Origin of the sequence: Roseicitreum antarcticum (assembly GCF_014681765.1) — a bacterium.
In the GTDB taxonomy this organism is placed as follows: domain Bacteria; phylum Pseudomonadota; class Alphaproteobacteria; order Rhodobacterales; family Rhodobacteraceae; genus Roseicitreum; species Roseicitreum antarcticum.
Genome location: NZ_CP061500.1, coordinates 25272 through 41223 on the forward strand (window position 1 = coordinate 25272; position 15952 = coordinate 41223).

The following is a 15952-nucleotide window of genomic DNA, read 5'->3' on the forward strand; positions in this document are numbered from 1 at the left end:
GAGATCATGATGCTGACCTCCGTGAAGAACCAGACCAACTTGCCGCGCTATTTCGCGCAGGTCTTTGACGTGGCGCTGTCACTGGAAAACGGGCGGCTCGATCTGGTGCTGGACGATGGCCGCGTCTTTCGCGCCGAAGGCCGCCACCCGGGTCCGGTGGCAGTGATCGAGGTACACAACCCCGACCTTTTCGCGCGCCTGATCCGCGAGGGCGACTTGGGTTTTCTGGAAGCCTACATCGACGGCTGGTGGTCTACGCCGGATCTGCAGGCATTCATGGACCTCGTCCACGCCCGCAACGACGCACTTTACGACGGCTTTCCCGGCATGGGGCTGGTGCGCGCCTTCGAGAAGCTGCGGCACTGGTTGCGCGGGAATTCCATTCGGCAGGCGAGAAAGAACATCGCCGCGCACTACGACCTTGGCAATGAATTCTACCAGCTGTGGCTGGATGAGACGATGACCTATTCCTCGGCCCTCTTTCGCAGCGGGCAGGAGACGATGGAAAAGGCGCAGCACCAGAAATACGAAAGCATGGTGGACCAGATGGGGGCGCAGCCCGGCGATCATGTGCTGGAAATCGGCTGCGGCTGGGGCGGCTTCGCGGAATATGCGGCGGCCGAGCGCGGGTTGCGCGTAACTGGCCTGACGCTCTCTCAAGAGCAGCACGACTACGCAGTGGAACGGATCCGGGCCAAGGGGTTGCAGGATTGCGTCGAGATCAGAATGCAGGATTATCGCGACGAACGCGGGGTTTATGACGGCATCGCCAGTATCGAGATGTTCGAGGCGGTCGGCGAGAAATACTGGCCGACCTACTTTCAGGTCGTTCGCGACCGCCTGAAACCTGGCCGCAACGCCACCTTGCAAATCATCACGGTGCAGGACGCGCGCTTCGAGATCTACCGCAAGCGCGTGGATTTCATCCAAAAACACATTTTCCCCGGCGGCATGTTGCCGTCGCCCGGCGCGCTGCGCGACGAGGTGCGTCGCGCCGGGTTGCAGGTCAGCCGCTCGATCGAGTTCGGCGAGAGCTACAGCCAGACACTGCGGCGCTGGTATGACGCCTTTAACGGGCACTGGGACGAAATTTCGCGGCTGGGCTTTGACGACCGATTTTGGCGGATGTGGAATCTGTACCTCACCTCTTCCGCCGGCGCGTTCCACTGCGGTAACTGCGACGTGACCCAGATCACCATCACAAGGCCCGCCGTCTGAAAACAGGCGGAGACGGTGCATGTCCGGTTCCCTATCTCGCTGAACAACGCAAAACCATTCCACACGAAAGTGAAGTGAACATCACGGGCGATCTGGCGACGATGAAGCGGCTATCAGCTGCGTGGGTCTATGCCGCCAAGGCCAAGAGCAATGCGTGGGCTTCGGCGGCCCGCGCTGCCGCAATCTCCGTCGTTGCCTGCTCCATCGCTGCGACCTCAGCGCCGACGAACAGCCCGGTTTCAGGCGTAAGAAATCCGTCGCCCAACAGTGTGCCACCGGTCTTGGCGATCACGTCGAACAGCGGCTACAGCGAAGTTCCGCTTCTCAAATTCGCGCAGTGCCGCCGTAGATCGAGTGGGCGAGATTGCTGCGAACGAAATGTTCTTGCAAATGAAGCGTTGGTGGCGACCCAAAGATCATCTCGAAATCTCCCCAGCCAACACGGCTCGGCCGTGTACCGCCAAGATCGCGGCGAATCTCTGACATCCGAACTGCCGGATCACGTCGGTGACCCTGGCCTCGTAGCCAGCATGCCCGATCAAGCGACACAGGTCCGATGCGTGAAACTGACGGTTCGCGCTTGGCGCGGCCTGGATCTGTTCGAGCAATTCACGCTCTTTTGGTTCAATCTTCCGCATCGGCGCTGGAGTAGGTTCCGAGCGCGGTGCGATCCCGGGCGCGGTGCGCCACCGGCGCATGAAGCCTAGCAAGAAGCCTGCAGGAACCCTGCCGTTGCCTCGCGTCCGGTTAAACGCGAGGAAGCGATCCCAGATCACTTGCGTGTCGACGTTCCAGCAGGGCAGTGCAGTCTTCGCTGCCTTGATCAAATTTGCCCAACAGGTCTGAAAAACGTTCGAGTTCGCGGTGATTTCAATCAGACCTGAGAATATAGTTTTGTTATTATTATCTCTAGATAGTGATGTGTCGCCCTCACCTGACACGAGATCATGGGTTTCCTCCTCTTCATCAAAGGCTGAGAACCGGAAGAGCCAAGGGGCAAATTTGCCGTTGGGTTTCTGGCGCACCAGCTCCAAGTCTGACGCTTCGAGTTCGCTCAGAAGGACCGTCAGATACTGGCGCGAGACGCCCATCTTCTCTGCCAAGACCGAGAGGGTGAAGGCGGCTGTCCCGCGCGACAACCCGTTGTAGCCCTCCTTCCAGGCGATACCATCGAGGATGAGAGTGGCAAGCTTGTGAGCGGATACGGAAAGATCAGTCTGCGTTATACGTCGCAGTATCAAGCCGGTTGTGGGTTCCATGGTCGGGGTCTCCTGAGAGAACCGACGCCATGTCGTGAGACAACAACATTCTTGCCAGCAAAACAACTTTGCTGGTTGCGGGTGTTTGGACAGTGCGCTAGAAAATTCTTGTTCACGGATTTTTCTAGCGCGGCGTCAGGCTTCACGGTCTGGCGTCATTTCCTTTTTTGGGTTGATTGCACAGCCTCCGGTGCAGGGGTTTGCGAGATGCGGTCAGGAAACCTGGCGCTTGGTTGGTCAGTAGCGGACTTCTTCGGAACCGTAGTTCCCGGCGTGATCACGCCAGTCGACGAAGACAGATCGGTAGAAGTAGCTCCCGCATCCGTTCGGGATGGTCAGCCGAGACGCGGACGGCACCTGGGCCACGCCGGACCTTGTCCAGCGATAGTCACCTTGAAGGCCGTATGATCCCAAGCGCGTCGAGTCGCTTCGATTGCAGTCGCCATCGCGATTTTCGTTTTGACGGTACTGGATATGAAAAACGCGGATGCTCCGCACAAAGTCGAAAGCGTCGTCCGAGATGTCGATATCCGCTTGGACATCGGCCTGGACGCGAAGCAATGGCGAGGAAGCCGCTTCCGAATGGATCAAGGGCGGATCACGGAACGTTATGTCATAGAGCCGCTCCATCGGCGACAGTGGCGCGGGCTCGTTGAAAGACGCTCCCATTGGACAGCGCCATATCTGCAAGGGCGGCTCGATCGGCCAGGGGGTGATCCGGCGAATGAAAACTGCCCGCGCGTGTGCGCAGGGCGCAGAGGCAGGCCATCCCCCGGCAAGGCACAAGAGGATCGCGCAGTCGACCTGATAGGCTTGGGCCGGAGCGGCCGAGCCCATAAGAGAGGATATGCTAATTGCCGCGGCGGCTGCCACGCTATGGACCATGTGCTTCATGATGCGACTCCATCTATAATGGTGCAGCGATACGAAACAACATAAACGATAGCAAGGAGATTTGATTGCGAGGGGCCGCAAGGCTCAATTTATCCGCTCACCGCCCTTTGGGATCCCGCACGGCTTTGTTGATGGCGTGGATGCTCCTTCCTTTTGTGATGGCTCTAACACTCACCACAATGGCACATTCCGATGCCGTCGGGAGGGGCATCCACGCCATCAACAAAGCCCCTGGACGGTATAATTCGCCGCGGGACTGATCGAGATCAGCCAAACATCGCAGACATGCGCAGACAGTGACCAAAAGCGGCATGACGGCCAAGCGCCCGTCTCGCTGGTGTAACTGGCGAAAGGAACGTGCGACATGAGTTCTCACATCGATCCACAACCCGAAGACGACGCGGAGGTGCTCTCGTCGCGTTTCCCCACCGCCTATACGATCCTGTTTGCGCTGATCGTCTTGGTCGCCATACTGACGTGGATCATCCCCGCCGGTCAGTATGAGCGTATCGACGACGAGACTGTAGGCCGAACGATTGCTGTTGCGGGAACCTATGCAGAGGTTCCGTCGAATCCACAGGGGCTGTTTGACGTCCTTCTTGCGCCGATTGCGGGGTTTTACGACCCTGACAGCTATGCCGCCAACGCCATCGATGTGGCGCTCTTTGTTCTGTTCCTTGGTGGGTTTCTGGGTGTTGTGAACGCCACTGGCGCGATCGATACCGGCATCCGGGCTGCGATGACCCGCATGAAGGGGCGCGAGATTTGGATGATCCCCATCCTGATGGGGCTGTTTGCCGCTGGCGGTACGACCTATGGCATGGCCGAAGAAACACTGGCTTTTTATGCCATCCTGATTCCAGTCATGATTGCCGCAGGATATGACGCGGTGACGGGTGTCGCCGTGATCCTGATCGGCGCAGGCATTGGCGTGCTGGGATCGACGATCAATCCCTTTGCGACTGTTATCGCATCTGATGCTGCTGGCATTCCCTTCACTGACGGGATTGTGCTGCGTCTGGTGCTGCTGATTGGCGGGCTGGCGATCTGCGCGGCCTATGTAATGCGATATGCCAAGCGCGTAAAAGCCGATCCGGCGCACTCTGTCGTTGCCCATCAAATGGGTGCGCACCGACGTTTGTTCCTGAATGATGACACCGCAAACGACGCCGATGATACCCTGTCCACGACGCAGAAAATCGTGCTGGTCCTGTTCGGACTGACCTTTGCCGTCATGATCTGGGGCGTCGCCTCACAAGAGTGGTGGATGGCGCAGATGGGTGGCTTGTTCCTCGGGGCTGCCATCGTCACCGGCGTTATCGCACGCTTAGGTGAAAAACGGCTGACCGGTAGCTTTGTCGACGGCGCGCGTGATTTGCTTGGCGTGGCCCTGGTCATCGGGTTGGCGCGCGGGATTGTCGTCATCATGGAGAACGGCCTGATTGCCGACACGATCCTGCACAGCGCCGAAAGCTCGCTCGGGGGCCTCGGCACGCTGGCCTTTATCAACGTCATGTTCTGGATCGAAGTCGGGATGAGCTTTTTTGTGCCCTCGTCCTCCGGTCTGGCTGTGCTGTCGATGCCAATCCTCGCGCCGCTCGCGGACTTTGCGGGCGTGGGCCGTGATTTGGTCGTCACCGCTTTTCAATCAGCCAACGGCCTGGTGAACCTGATCAACCCGACCTTCGCCGTGGTCATCGGGGGGCTCGCCATCGGGCGGGTGTCCTATGACCGCTGGCTTGTCTTTATATGGCCTCTGATGCTGATCCTCGTCGTTTTTACCAGCGTCGCAATCAGCATAGCCGCCATTCTTTAATCGAAAGGAAATACCATGTCCGATCAACCCCTTGGCGTTCATTCCGAATCCGGCAAATTGCGGCAGGTCATCGTCTGTCGTCCTGGTCTGGCGCATCGGCGTCTGACCCCTGACAATGCCTCAGAGCTGCTGTTCGACGATGTGTTCTGGGTTAAGCAGGCGCAGAAAGATCACGATGATTTTTCTGAAACCATGCGCGGCGAAGGTGTCGAGGTGCTGGAAACCGGCGCGATGCTGGCAGAGACGCTGGAGATCAAAGAGGCCCGGAAGTGGATTTTGGACCACCGCATCGCCGCGATCCATGTAGGTGTCGGCATGCGCCATGAATTACGCGATTGGATGGACGATCTGCCGGGCGAGGAACTGTCGAAGTGGCTGATCGGCGGTCTGACGGTCAAGGATGTCCCGTTTGATACTGAGAGCATGTTTGGCGCCTACCTCGGTCATCACGGCTTTATCCTGCCGCCGCTGCCGAATTTTCTGTTCACCCGCGACAACTCGGCCTGGATCTTTGGCGGTGTGACGCTCAATCCGATGTATTGGCAGGCGCGCCGCCCCGAGACGCTACTGACGGCGGCGATCTATCGCTACCATCCCAAATTTGCGGGCAAGGTCGATGTGATCTGGGGCGATCCGCTGGCCGATCACGGTCTTGCCACGGTTGAGGGTGGCGATGTCATGCCGCTCGGAAACGGCCTTGTCCTGATCGGCATGGGTGAGCGGACCTCGCCGCAAGGTGTCGGTCTGCTGGCAGGGGCATTGTTCGATCAAGGTCGCGCAGAGCGGGTCATCGCCTGCGAAATGCCAAAATCTCGCGCCGCGATGCATCTGGACACGGTGTTCACATTTTGTGGCGGCGATGTCGTCACGGCCTTCAAGGAGGTCGCGGACGAAATGACCTGCTATGATCTGCACCCCGGAGAGGGTGACAAGCCGCTTAGGATGCACCACGACAAACGCCCGATGTTTGATGTGGTTGCCGATGCCATGGGGTTCAAGAAACTGAACGTCGTGCCCACCGGCGGCAGTGACCCGTTCGAACAATCACGCGAACAGTGGAACGATGGCAACAACGTGCTGGCACTGCGACCCGGCGTCGTCATGGGCTACGACCGCAACGACGACACCAACGCGGCCTTGCGCGCTGAAGGTATTGAGGTGCTGGAAATGCCTGGTGCCGAACTGGGCCGCGGCAGAGGCGGCAGCCGCTGCATGTCCTGCCCCACAATCCGCGACGCAGTGTAAGGAGACGACACAATGGCTTTCAATCTTAAGAACCGCCACTTTTTGACTTTGCGGGATTTTTCCCCCGCCGAAATTGGGTTTCTTCTAAAACTCTCTGCTGATCTCAAGTCGGCCAAATATGCCGGCACCGAAGTCGAAACGCTGAAGGGTAAGGAAATTGCACTGATCTTCGAAAAGGACAGCACCCGAACGCGGGTCGGGTTCGAGGTGGCAGCCCACGATCAAGGGGCGACGGTCACGTATCTTGGACCTTCCGGAACGCACATCGGAGGCAAGGAATCCGTCAAGGACACTGCTCGTGTTCTGGGACGGGTCTATGATGCGATCGAATACCGCGGCTTTGGACAGAAGATCGTGCAGGAACTGGCCGACTGGTCCGGCGTGCCGGTCTATAACGGGCTGACGGACGAATTTCATCCAACTCAAATTCTGGCCGATTTTTTGACCATGCAGGAACACTCGGACAAACCCTTACGCCAAATCTCCTATTGTTTCATGGGCGACGCGGGCAACAACATGGGCTTCAGTCTGTTGTTGGGCGGGGCCAAGATGGGTATGGATGTGCGCCTTTGCGCACCAAAATCGCTCTGGCCAGATCAGTCCTTTCAGGACGAGGCCGAGGGCATCGCCGCCGAAACCGGCGCGCGGATCACCATCACCGAAGACGTGGATCAGGCCGTCAAGGATGCCGATTTTCTGTATACCGATGTCTGGGTGTCGATGGGCGAAAGCACAGATAAATGGGCCGAACGTATCGAGCTACTCAAGCCCTATCAGATCAACGCCGATGTGATGGCAAAAACTGGCAATCCGCGGACCAGGTTCATGCACTGCCTGCCTGCCTTCCACAACACTGACACAGATGTCGGAAAGGAGATCGAGGAAAAATTCGGCCTGACCGCGATGGAGGTCACCGACGAGGTCTTTGAAAGTGCGGCGTCCATCGTCTTTGATCAGGCGGAAAACCGGATGCACACAATCAAGGCGGTTCTTGTCGCTACGTTGGGGGGCTGATCCATGCTTGTCGTCGCAGCCCTTGGCGGGAACGCCCTGTTGACACGCGGTCAGCCGCTGACCGCGCAAAATCAGCGCGCCAATGCCCGAAAGGCCGCGATCGCCTTGGCCGAGATCGTCCGTGGGGGGCACAAGCTGGTGGTCACCCATGGCAATGGTCCGCAGATCGGCCTGTTGGCGCTAAAAGGCGCAACCTACAAACCCGACGAGGCTTATCCGCTGGATGTTTTGGGGGCCGAAAGCGGCGGCATGATCGGCTATATCATCGAGCAGGAATTGGAAAATGCCCTTGATCATAAGTATCCGGTTGCCACGCTGCTGACGCAGATACTGGTAGACGCCAAAGATCCGGCGTTTCAGAACCCGACCAAGTTTATTGGACCGGTTTATGAGCGAGAAGAGGCCGAGATGCGCGCCAAGGCTGGTGGCTGGTCTATCGCGCCCGACGGCGACAAATGGCGGCGCGTTGTGGCCTCGCCCCTCCCTCAGGAAATTCCTGATATGGGCGTACTGCGGCTGTTGCTGGAGCACGGCGTGATCGTGATCTGCACCGGCGGCGGCGGCATCCCGGTGGTGCGACAAGCGGACGGTAGCCTGATCGGCATCGAGGCGGTGATCGACAAGGACGCCGCCAGCGCACTTCTGGCACAAGAATTGAAGGCCGATGCGCTGTTGCTGCTGACGGACGTCGCTGCAGTGATGCAGGATTTTGGCACGGATGAGCAACGCGAAATTGGAGCGATTGCGCCAGAGGACGCGCTGCAACTGGATCTGCCAGCTGGTTCTATGGGTCCGAAGGTCACCGCCGCCGCCGCCTTCGCGGCGGGTGGTGGCTTGGGCGGGATCGGGCGACTGGATCAGGCTGCAGACATTCTGGCGGGCCGTGCGGGGACGCGCATCTCTCTGCAACACAATAAGGAGGTAAAAAATGGATGACCTGACAGGTTTCCTGCAACGCAACTGGTGGCTTTTCTTGCTGCGCGGGGTTGCCGCCATCGTGTTCGGGATCGCTGCCTTCGTCTGGCCAGGGCTGACGCTCACGATGCTGATCGCGCTGTTTGGCGCCTATGTCCTGATCGACGGCATCTTTGGGCTGGTCCAATCGATCCGCGACAGGAATCGCCTTTCGCTCTGGTGGCTCTGGGCGCTCGAAGGGATTCTGGGTATCGTTGTCGGCGTATTGACGTTCGTGGCGCCCGGTGTAACCGCGTTTATCCTGCTGATGTTCATCGCGGCATGGGCGATCGTCGGGGGCGCCCTGAGGATTGTGATGGCAATCCGTTTGCGTCGCGAAATTCACGGTGAGTGGTTTCTGGTTGCAGGCGGCGTCATGTCTGTCTTGTTCGGTGTGCTGCTGTTCATCGTTCCGGGTGCGGGAATTTTGTCGATCATCTGGATTATCGGCATGTATTCGATAGTGTTCGGCGTACTATTTATCGCACTGTCCCTTCGTTTACGCCGTGAAAAACCCGCCCGTGTGTCGGCATGATGACTGAAAGTTCCTTAGAGCCAAAAAGCGGAACTTACATGATCCAAGTCCGCGATGAGTGTGTGATCGTCACCGGAAGCGTTGCTGAAATCAGGTGCGGTTACGCGCTCTCGAACATTCCATCTTCATCGACGGGTGTCAGTGCTCGGTCGACCAAGAACCGTCGGCGGTTTAAGCCGTGACAAATGCACCTGACGCACAGACCGACGGCCGTATCGTGGCGGTGCACGGCGGTATTGTAGATGTCCTGTTTCCGAGCTCGGCACAGGGTCCGGACATAGACGATCTGCTTTATGCAGACGACATTGCCATGCAGGTCATGTCCTTTGTCGAAGGAGGTGCTGCCCGCTGCATCGCGCTGGCGTCCGTGCAGGGGCTGGGCCTCGGCACGGCTGTGCGCGCCACGGGCGGCCCGGTTCTGGTGCCGGTCGGCGAGGCTGTTCTTGGCCGGATGCTGGATATGTTCGGCGCCCCGCTTGACGGTGAGCCAGCGCCGGTCACGGAAGAACGCCGCTCGATCCATCGCGCGCCGCCGCGTCTATCGGAGCGGAGACTGCATGCCGAAGTTCTGGAAACCGGAATTAAAGCCATTGATCTTTTGGCCCCAATTGAAAGGGGTGGCAAAACCGGCCTCTTCGGAGGTGCTGGTGTGGGCAAGACCGTGCTGCTCAGTGAATTGATCCACAATACCGTCGAACATCACGACGGAGTCAGCCTGTTCTGCGGTATCGGAGAGCGCTCACGCGAGGCCGAAGAGCTGTGGCGCGAAATGGGCGATGCGGGCGTGCGCGACCGCATGACCATGGTGTTCGGACAGATGAACGAAAGCCCCGGCGTGCGGTTTCTGGTGGGTAAATCGGCGCTGACGATGGCCGAATGGTTCCGCGACGACCGCGAACAGGACGTCCTGTTGTTGATCGACAATGTGTTCCGCTATGTTCAAGCAGGGTCCGAGGTGTCGGGCATGATGGGGCGGATGCCCTCGCGTGTGGGCTATCAGCCGACGCTGGCCACAGAGCTGGCGACCTTGCAGGAACGCATCGCCTCTACCCGAAAAGGCGCGATCACATCCATTCAGGCGGTATATGTTCCCGCCGACGATTTCACCGATCCGGCGGCGGCGCATATCTTTTCGCACCTGTCGGCCTCGGTTGTGCTGTCGCGCAAACGGGCCAGCGAGGGTCTTTATCCCGCGGTCGACCCCTTGGCGTCGTCTTCGGTCATGTTGACCCCCGGCGTGGTGGGCCAGCGACATTATGACATTGCCCGTGCGGTGCGTCGAACGCTGGCGGAGTATGAGGATTTGCGCGACATCATCGCAATGCTCGGGATCGAGGAGTTGTCCGCCCATGACCGTGCCGTGGTTGCCCGTGCACGGCGCTTGGAGCGTTTCCTGACACAGCCCTTTGCGACCGTCAGCGCCTCCACAGGGGCAGGCGGCAAGCTGGTGCCGCTCGATGCGACGTTGAAAGGGTGTGAAACCATCTTGTCACAAGACAGCTTCGAGCGCCCGGAGAGCGATTACTATATGATCGGCGCGCTGCCCGAGACCGAGGTGGCAGCATGAGTACGGCTACGCAGATGCAGGTCAAAATCCGGCTTCCCGGTGGCCCGCTGTTCGACGGCGAGGTGATACAAATCAACGCTGTCGCACAGGATGGCGCGTTCGGCATCTTGCCCAATCATACCGATTTCGTCTCAGCGCTGGTGCCTTCCGTCTTGCTCCTTACGCAACCAGACGGGGCGGAGCGGATCTTTGGCATCGACGAAGGGCTGCTGGTCAAGTCCGGACATAAAGTTGAAATCGCCGTGCGGCGCGGGGTGGAGAGCCATGATCTGGAAACGCTGGGCCACACGGTCGACGCGTTTTTTGAAGCCGTTGAAGACGACGAACGCATTGCGAGGTCGGCCCTGTCGCGGCTTGAGGCCAATATGGTGCGCCGCTTTGCCGGATTGCGAAAGGACCCAACGCCATGACGGATCCAACACGTAAACAGACCGACCAGATCGGTCGGGAGGCCGCCCGCAAGAAAGCCGCGCGCGACAATCCCGGCCCTAGCCCCCTGCGCGGGATCGGGGTCTTCGGGATGATCGGCTGGGCCGTGGCGGTACCGACCGTCGGCGGGGCGTTCCTTGGTCTCTGGCTGGACCGCATTTCACCACAGGAGTTTTCATGGACGATCGCGTTGATCCTTGGCGGTGTCGTGATCGGCGGGTTTCTCGCATGGACTTGGATCGACAGGGAGAAAGGCGAATGATTTTGCTAAATTTCGATTACACCCTCTTTGGTTTCGGCCTGTTGGCCGGAACGGTTGCCACCGCGCTTTACTTCGCCGGACTGGCGTGGGGAATGCGGTTGGCCCTGCGGACCGCGCGACCCGTTGCAGTGCTGCTGCCGAGTGCCGCAATCCGCATCGCGCTGTTGATCGGCGCGGGGTTCTGGATCTCGCAATCGGGCGCAGTGGCGCTCGTGGGTTTTGCACTGGCATTTCTGGTGGTTCGATTTGTTGTGACGAGCGCCTTGCGGTCCCCTACGGGCGCGACGGTCATGCACGCCACCAAGGAGGTGACGTGATGGAAATGACACCGGACGACACCATCGTATTTGTGCTTGGCGGTTTTGCAATCAACGCAACGATCCTGTTCACATGGGTCGTCATGGCGATCCTGACGCTTTCGTCGATCCTGATCACCCGCAATCTGCGCCCCGATGTGCCGCCAGACCGCTGGCGCACCACGCTGGAGGCCATCGTACTGACCATTCAGGGCCAGATCGACGAGATCAGCACACGCCCGGACCGCCGGTTGCTGTATTTTTCCGGGACGCTGTTTTTGTTCATCATCACGTGCAACCTGCTGATGATCGTGCCCGGTTGGCGCTCACCCACCGGATCGCTGTCAACAACCGCCGCCCTTGCCTTGGCGGTTCTGGTTGCCGTGCCAATCTTCGGGATCGGGAGCCGTGGCATCGGCGGGTACCTGCACAGCTACATCGAGCCGAATGTCATCATGCTGCCGTTCAACATCATCGGTGAGTTTTCGCGCGGCATTTCACTGGCCATCCGTCTCTACGGAAACGTCATGAGCGGCGCAGTGATCGGCGCCATCCTGCTGAGTGTTGCACCGTTCTTCTTCCCTGTGGTGATGGACATGCTGGGCCTGCTGACCGGCGTGATTCAAGCTTACATCTTCGCCATCCTTGCGACGGTTTACATCTCGTCGACCACAGCAGCCCCCGATTCCAAACCCGATTCCACGACTGCGAAGGAAACAACATGACCGATCTTGGCATTATCGCCGCAATTTCGATATTCACCGCCGGACTGACTGTGTCATTCGGTGCACTTGGACCCGCATTGGGCGAAGGCCGTGCTGCGGCAAGTGCGATGTCTTCCATCGCACAACAGCCCGATGCCGCATCGACCCTGTCGCGCACACTGTTCGTCAGCCTTGCGATGATCGAATCCACCGCCATCTACTGCTTTGTTGTCGCCATGATCCTGCTGTTCGCAAATCCATTCTGGAACGCGGCACTTGAGGCGGCGGCGCAAGGTGCGGGTGGCTGAGCATGTCCATTGACTGGATCACCGTCGCGGCACAACTGGCCAACTTTCTGGTCCTGGTGTGGCTGCTGAAGCGTTTCCTCTACCGCCCGATACTTGATGGGATAGACGCGCGCGAATCCCAGATCGCTGCGCGCATGTCGGAGGCAGCGCAAGTGCGCGAGGCAGCCGAGATCGCCGAGGCCGAACACCGCGCTGAAACGGAGCGCCTGAAAGCTGCCCGCGACGGCGCCGTGCAGCAGGCCCGCGCGGAGGCAGAAGCGGAGCGTGACCAGTTGATGTCGCAGACGCGCACTCGACTGGACCGTGAACAGACCGCCCGCGAGACCGAGCGCGCGCAGGAAGCCCTGCGTTATACCACTAGGTTGGAACAAAAAGGCGCGGCGGCGCTGGTGTCACTGACGCGCAAGGCACTGCATGATCTGTCCGGTGAAACCCTGGAACAGCGCATCGTTGCCCGCGCGGTTTCACGCATGGGCGACATGACTGATGATCTCAAAGCGGCAGCGGGCGACAGCCGGAAAGCCGTGGCAACGACCCAAAGTACGTTGCCGGACGATCTGCGCGACCAGATCGATGCCGCCGTCGATGCCGCGTTGCCCGGCGCATCGGTGCGCTATGAAACTGATCCCGCGCATTCCCCGGGGCTGTCGCTAAGGCTTGGCGGGGCGCAGCTTGGTTGGACGGTGGACGGATATGTCGACGGTTTGCAGGTCATTCTGAACGACACCGTTCACGAGAAGGAACATGCAGATGCCGCATGAAGCCCTCCGCGACGGAACCGACGATCTGCTTCAGGCGCTAATGGACGCACCTGCCCCGAAACCGCAACTGCGCGAGATCGGCAAAGTGGCCGAGATCGGCGACGGCATCGCCATCGTCACTGGCCTCGCGCGCGCGCTGGTGGATGAATTGCTGGACTTTGGCGGCGGCCTGTATGGGATCGTATTCGACCTAGAGCAGGACCGCCTTGGCGTCGTGCTACTGGGACCGTCGGGATCGGTCGTGCCGGGGTCTGACGTTCAGCGCACCGACAAGGTGATCAGCGTTCCCGTTGGTGATGGACTGCTGGGCCGGGTCGTCGACGCCATGGGAAGGCCGCGCGACGGGAACGGCCCGATTGCAACCGAACGGGAAAGCCCTATCGAAGTTGCTGCACCCAGTATTCTCGACCGTCGGCCCGTCACACGTCCGCTGGCAACAGGCCTCAAGGCAATTGACGCCGCCGTGCCTGTCGGGATGGGGCAGCGCGAGTTGATCATCGGCGATCGGCAGACCGGCAAGACATCCATCGCGGTTGATGCCATCCTGAACCAGAAGGATACTGGTGTGGCGTGCATTTATTGCGCCATCGGGCAGCGTGGCGACGCGGTGGCCAAAGTGATCGGGGCTTTGCGCGACGGCGGCGTGATGGACAACACCATTGTTCTGTCGGCAGGCGACGAGGAAACACCGGGCCAGTCCTATGTTGCACCTTATGCGGCCATGTCGATGGCGGAAGCACTGGCAGCAGATGGCCGTGACGTGCTGATTGTGTTCGACGACTTGACCCACCACGCCCATTCCTATCGAGAACTGTCACTGCTGCTGCGCCGTCCGCCGGGGCGCGAGGCGTTTCCGGGCGATATCTTTTTCGTTCACGCCCGGCTGCTGGAACGCGCCGGACAGTTCGGCCCTGGAGTTGGCGGTGGGTCTATTACGGCCCTACCGGTGGTCGAGACACAGGCGGAGAACCTGTCGGCCTATATCCCGACCAATCTGATCTCGATCACCGATGGGCAGATTTATCTGTCGCCCCGACTGGTGCGAAAGAACCAGTTTCCGGCTGTCGATCTGGGGGTGTCGGTCAGCCGCGTGGGCGGCAAGGCACAGGCGCCTGCGCTGCGCGATGTTGCGGGCAATCTGCGTGTGACCCTGTCACAATTCGAAGAATTGGAAGAGTTCGCGCGCTTTGGCACGAGACTGGACGAGGCGACACGCGGACGTTTGGCGCGCGGTGCCGCGGTCCGCGCCGCACTTCGCCAGTCCGAACGCGATCCCATGCCCGCCGACGAACAGCTTGCCGTGCTGATTGCCGCGATGGAGGGTCTGTTTGACGACATGGCGGAACCGGCGATGGCGGCAGCAAGCAATGCGCTGCGCCGCGCAGTCCGCAGTGGTGACGGCGAGACGCGGGACCTGATTGCGTCGGGCCAACGGCTGGATGAGGCGGGTCGTGCGCAGATCGTCGATATGGCGCGCGCTGCAATCGCGGAGGATACAAATGGCCGAGACACTTGAGCGCCTGACCCGTCGCACCGAAACCATGCAAAGCATCCGTGGCATCGTGCGCACGATGAAGACAATGTCTGCGATCAATGCCGCGCCCTATGAACGGGCAGCCGACGCTATCGACGCTTGGCGGGACACGGTTCTAAACGGATTGCATGCATTCCTGCAGGTGACTGGTCCACTGGTCCAGGACAGCCCGTCAGAGACCCGGTCAATACTGGTCGTCATGGGATCAGACCACGGCCTGTGCGGCAATTACAACGAGGTGATCGCGACAGAGACCCTGCGTCATATCTCTCCGGGCCAAAAGGTTCGGATCCTTTGCGTTGGCGCACAGATGGAGGACGCGTTGCTGGGCGAAGGTATTGTCCCCGAAGTGACGTTGTTGCCGCCAGCCAACGTAGATGGGCTCAACCGGCTGGCAGACGAACTTGTCACCCGACTTGACGCGATGCGCGAGGATCAACCCGTCACTCTGATCTACACGAGGCGTGCCGCCCATGGCCGACAAGCACCCGTTGCCCAGCAGTTGCTGCCGCTAGATGAAGAGGTGCTGGTAAATCTGGCTGCGCGCCCTTGGGTTTCACGCAGTCTTCCAAAGTTTTCATTGCCCGAGCCGGCACTTCTGGCTGCACTCGTGCGCAACCTGTTGTTCGCTACAGTGCAACGCGCCGCCGCCGAAGCATTGATGACCGAAAATGCAGCGCGGCTGGCGCGGATGCAGCAAGCCGAACAATCTGTAGATGAACGGCTGGAGGATTTGCAGTCCGAGACACGCTCGGTCCGCCAAAGCGAAATCACAACAGAGCTTCTGGATGTCATTGTCGGTTTCGAAGCGCTGAAGGCGCGTGACAAACGCAAACGTAGTCCGGTCCAGTAGGCAATTGAACCTCGTACAGATGGAAGTGAATGTAGCATATTTGGGCGGTTGATAATCCGGCAGGTCCCAAGTCTGAATTGTCTGCAGTCTGGCCCGATACCTGTGCAACCGGAGCGCAACGCCAGCTAAATGGACAAAACCGGATAGGTGAGCCAGGAAGCCGGACGCTCTACCTCTGTAGCAGTAAAAATTCGCTTTGTTGGTGGAGGCTGACCCAGATCAGTGCGGCGGCGCGGCGACGACGATATGCTCTCAACAACGACGTGGAATTGCCGCGCCATTCTCGAGGGACGTTCGGGAACG

The 15952-nt window shown here is 59.7% G+C and carries 18 protein-coding genes; 15 read left to right on the forward strand and 3 right to left on the reverse strand.

All coding sequences use genetic code 11. The features are described 5' to 3' along the window. Positions 1-3: 3 nt before the first annotated feature. Positions 4-1218 carry an SAM-dependent methyltransferase gene (locus H9529_RS17370; protein WP_092892425.1) on the forward strand — a complete coding sequence of 405 codons (1215 nt, stop codon included), beginning with the start codon at positions 4-6 and terminating at the stop codon, positions 1216-1218. A 127-nt stretch (positions 1219-1345) separates the two neighbouring features. Here H9529_RS17370 and H9529_RS17375 read toward each other — a convergent pair whose 3' ends face one another. From H9529_RS17375 to H9529_RS17385, 3 genes are all read right to left on the reverse strand, one after another. Then, positions 1346-1510 carry a hypothetical protein gene (locus H9529_RS17375; RefSeq protein ID WP_176847322.1) on the reverse strand — a complete coding sequence of 55 codons (165 nt, stop codon included), beginning with the start codon at positions 1508-1510 and terminating at the stop codon, positions 1346-1348. A 124-nt stretch (positions 1511-1634) separates the two neighbouring features. Continuing rightward, a complete protein-coding gene (locus tag H9529_RS17380) occupies positions 1635-2477 on the reverse strand; it encodes a hypothetical protein (RefSeq protein WP_092892423.1) in 843 nt (280 codons plus the stop codon). Positions 2478-2714: 237 nt separating this feature from the next. After that, complete coding sequence (locus H9529_RS17385; RefSeq protein ID WP_223814405.1) at positions 2715-3371, reverse strand: hypothetical protein; 657 nt, start codon at positions 3369-3371, stop codon at positions 2715-2717. 364 nt (positions 3372-3735) lie between these two features. Here H9529_RS17385 and H9529_RS17390 point away from each other — a divergent pair, with 364 nt between their 5' ends. The 14 genes from H9529_RS17390 to H9529_RS17455 all read left to right on the forward strand — a co-directional run bounded on the left by H9529_RS17390 (position 3736) and on the right by H9529_RS17455 (position 15649). After that, entirely contained in the window at positions 3736-5187 is a 1452-nt protein-coding gene (locus tag H9529_RS17390) for a YfcC family protein (protein WP_092892421.1), read from the forward strand. A 15-nt stretch (positions 5188-5202) separates the two neighbouring features. Beyond that, positions 5203-6432 (forward strand): arginine deiminase, encoded by a 1230-nt coding sequence (locus tag H9529_RS17395; RefSeq protein ID WP_092892419.1) that lies wholly within the window; start codon positions 5203-5205, stop codon positions 6430-6432. A gap of 12 nt (positions 6433-6444) precedes the next feature. Further along, complete coding sequence (argF, locus tag H9529_RS17400; protein ID WP_092892417.1) at positions 6445-7446, forward strand: ornithine carbamoyltransferase; 1002 nt, start codon at positions 6445-6447, stop codon at positions 7444-7446. Positions 7447-7449: 3 nt separating this feature from the next. Next, a complete protein-coding gene (gene arcC / locus H9529_RS17405; RefSeq protein WP_092892415.1) occupies positions 7450-8382 on the forward strand; it encodes a carbamate kinase in 933 nt (310 codons plus the stop codon). Then, positions 8375-8935, forward strand: a complete 561-nt coding sequence (locus H9529_RS17410; RefSeq protein WP_092892413.1) for an HdeD family acid-resistance protein — start codon at positions 8375-8377, stop codon at positions 8933-8935. The genes arcC and H9529_RS17410 overlap by 8 nt, the downstream gene beginning before the upstream one ends. A gap of 178 nt (positions 8936-9113) precedes the next feature. After that, positions 9114-10502, forward strand: a complete 1389-nt coding sequence (gene atpD, locus H9529_RS17415) for a F0F1 ATP synthase subunit beta (RefSeq protein ID WP_092892411.1) — start codon at positions 9114-9116, stop codon at positions 10500-10502. After that, the gene (locus tag H9529_RS17420) at positions 10499-10912 is read left to right on the forward strand and encodes an ATPase (RefSeq protein WP_092892409.1); all 414 of its coding nucleotides are present in this window, start codon (positions 10499-10501) and stop codon (positions 10910-10912) included. Before atpD ends, H9529_RS17420 begins: the two co-directional genes overlap by 4 nt. Beyond that, positions 10909-11193, forward strand: a complete 285-nt coding sequence (locus H9529_RS17425) for an AtpZ/AtpI family protein (RefSeq protein ID WP_092892407.1) — start codon at positions 10909-10911, stop codon at positions 11191-11193. The genes H9529_RS17420 and H9529_RS17425 overlap by 4 nt, the downstream gene beginning before the upstream one ends. Then, the gene (locus tag H9529_RS17430) at positions 11190-11510 is read left to right on the forward strand and encodes an ATP synthase subunit I (protein ID WP_092892405.1); all 321 of its coding nucleotides are present in this window, start codon (positions 11190-11192) and stop codon (positions 11508-11510) included. Before H9529_RS17425 ends, H9529_RS17430 begins: the two co-directional genes overlap by 4 nt. Further along, entirely contained in the window at positions 11510-12214 is a 705-nt protein-coding gene (locus H9529_RS17435) for a F0F1 ATP synthase subunit A (RefSeq protein WP_092892403.1), read from the forward strand. The genes H9529_RS17430 and H9529_RS17435 overlap by 1 nt, the downstream gene beginning before the upstream one ends. Continuing rightward, positions 12211-12501 (forward strand): F0F1 ATP synthase subunit C, encoded by a 291-nt coding sequence (locus tag H9529_RS17440; RefSeq protein ID WP_092892401.1) that lies wholly within the window; start codon positions 12211-12213, stop codon positions 12499-12501. Before H9529_RS17435 ends, H9529_RS17440 begins: the two co-directional genes overlap by 4 nt. 2 nt (positions 12502-12503) lie before the next feature. Continuing rightward, the gene (locus tag H9529_RS17445) at positions 12504-13262 is read left to right on the forward strand and encodes a F0F1 ATP synthase subunit B family protein (protein WP_092892399.1); all 759 of its coding nucleotides are present in this window, start codon (positions 12504-12506) and stop codon (positions 13260-13262) included. Next, entirely contained in the window at positions 13252-14778 is a 1527-nt protein-coding gene (locus H9529_RS17450) for a F0F1 ATP synthase subunit alpha (RefSeq protein WP_092892397.1), read from the forward strand. The genes H9529_RS17445 and H9529_RS17450 overlap by 11 nt, the downstream gene beginning before the upstream one ends. Then, the gene (locus H9529_RS17455; protein WP_092892395.1) at positions 14762-15649 is read left to right on the forward strand and encodes a F0F1 ATP synthase subunit gamma; all 888 of its coding nucleotides are present in this window, start codon (positions 14762-14764) and stop codon (positions 15647-15649) included. Before H9529_RS17450 ends, H9529_RS17455 begins: the two co-directional genes overlap by 17 nt. The last annotated feature ends 303 nt before the right edge of the window (positions 15650-15952 follow it).